The 1516-nt window shown below is 68.0% G+C and carries 2 protein-coding genes; both read left to right on the top strand.

Annotation, left to right across the window (positions count from 1 at the left end):
- On the top strand, positions 1-522 hold a 522-nt coding region (locus tag ABZ532_RS31625; RefSeq protein ID WP_361291468.1), incomplete at its 5' end, for an IS3 family transposase.
- Between the two features lie 199 nt (positions 523-721).
- The coding region (locus tag ABZ532_RS31620) for a transposase (RefSeq protein ID WP_361291465.1) at positions 722-1516 on the top strand (795 nt) is incomplete at its 3' end.

Below are 1516 nucleotides of genomic sequence, written 5' to 3'. Positions count from 1 at the left end.
CTGCGGCGTCTGGGACGGTGCGTGAACCGCAAGCGCGTCGCCCGCCTGATGCGCGAACGCGGGATCCAGGGCGCCCACCGGCGCCGTCGTCGCTCACTGACCCGGCCGGAGCGGAAGGCGAGGCCGGCCCCGGATCTGATCGGCCGCGACTTCCACGCCGAGCGGCCGGGCACGAAGCTGGTCGGGGACATCACTTTCCTCCCGACAGCGGAGGGCTGGCTCTACCTCGCCTGCTGGCTGGACCTGGCCACCCGCGAGGTCGTCGGCTACGCGATGGCCGACCACCATCGCGCTTCCCTGGTCGTCGACGCGCTGAAGATGGCCCATGGCCGGGGCGGTCTGCAGCCTGGATGCATTACACACTCGGATCGCGGCAGCGAGTACACGTCGGATCAATTCCGCCGAGACATACGGGAGTTGGGTCTGCGGCAAAGCTGCGGACGCACCGGGTCATGTTTCGACTGTCAGTCTTTTCGCACCGGATCCCGCAAGGATCGGGTAGCCCCGGCTGAGGCGGTCTGACTCTTGTTTACGACTGACCCCGCGGGTGTCCTGGCGTTGATCTGTCGACCGTCCGGCCGGGCACGCAGCAAGCGCTGCCGCCGGACGGACGTGACCTGATAAGAGCCTGGAGCCGACTCACCAAAGCGTCCCCGTGACAGTCCTGTCCGTCCGACCGGCGACAGCGTGACCTCCCACGCTACCGGCCGGAAGGAACATCGTGCAGACCATCGAGCAGCCCAGGTCCGGGCATGTCGTGATCGGTGTCGACACGCACAAGCACGTCCACGTCGCGGCGGTGATGGACACGATCGGCGGGATCCTGGCCACCTTGACGATTCCCACCGACGCCGGTGGTTTCCAACAACTGCTGGACTGGGCGGCCCCGTTCGGCAGAGTCCTGGCGTTCGGGATCGAGGGCACCGGTTCCTACGGCGCCACACTGACATCGTTTCTCCGCAGGAACGGCCACAAGGTGGTCGAGGCCGGCCGTCCGGACAGGCGTCTTCGACGGATGAACGGCAAGTCCGACACCTTGGACGCCGAGAACGCCGCCCGCGCCGTGCTCGCCGGGTTCGCAACCGCCACACCGAAGAGCGCCGACGGCGAAGCGGAGATGATCCGCCGGCTCAAGGTGGCGCACGACCAGGCTGTTGAACAGCGGGCCGCGGCCATGGTCACGATGAAGGCGATGCTGGTCCACGCCCCGGACACCCTGCGCCGGGAGACCGCGGGAAAGACACAGATCACACTGGCGCGGCAGCTGGCAGCCTTGCGTCCTCGCCGCCTGGAAGGACCCGAGGACGCACTGCGCCACACGCTGCGGACGCTCGCCAAGCGGTGGCAGTACCTCGACGCCGAGGCCAAAGAACTGACGAAGATGATCGGCGACCTGGTCAAGCTGGCCGCTCCACAACTGCTCGAGCCGTTCGGCATCGGGGTGGACACCGCCGCGGAAATCCTCGTCGTCGCCGGCGACAACCCCGAGCGGATCAAGTCCGAGGCCGCCCTCGCC

It is taken from the genome of Streptomyces sp. NPDC019396, from assembly GCF_040632375.1.
Taxonomy (GTDB): domain Bacteria; phylum Actinomycetota; class Actinomycetes; order Streptomycetales; family Streptomycetaceae; genus Streptomyces.
This window is presented reverse-complemented; position numbering and strand designations above follow the sequence as displayed.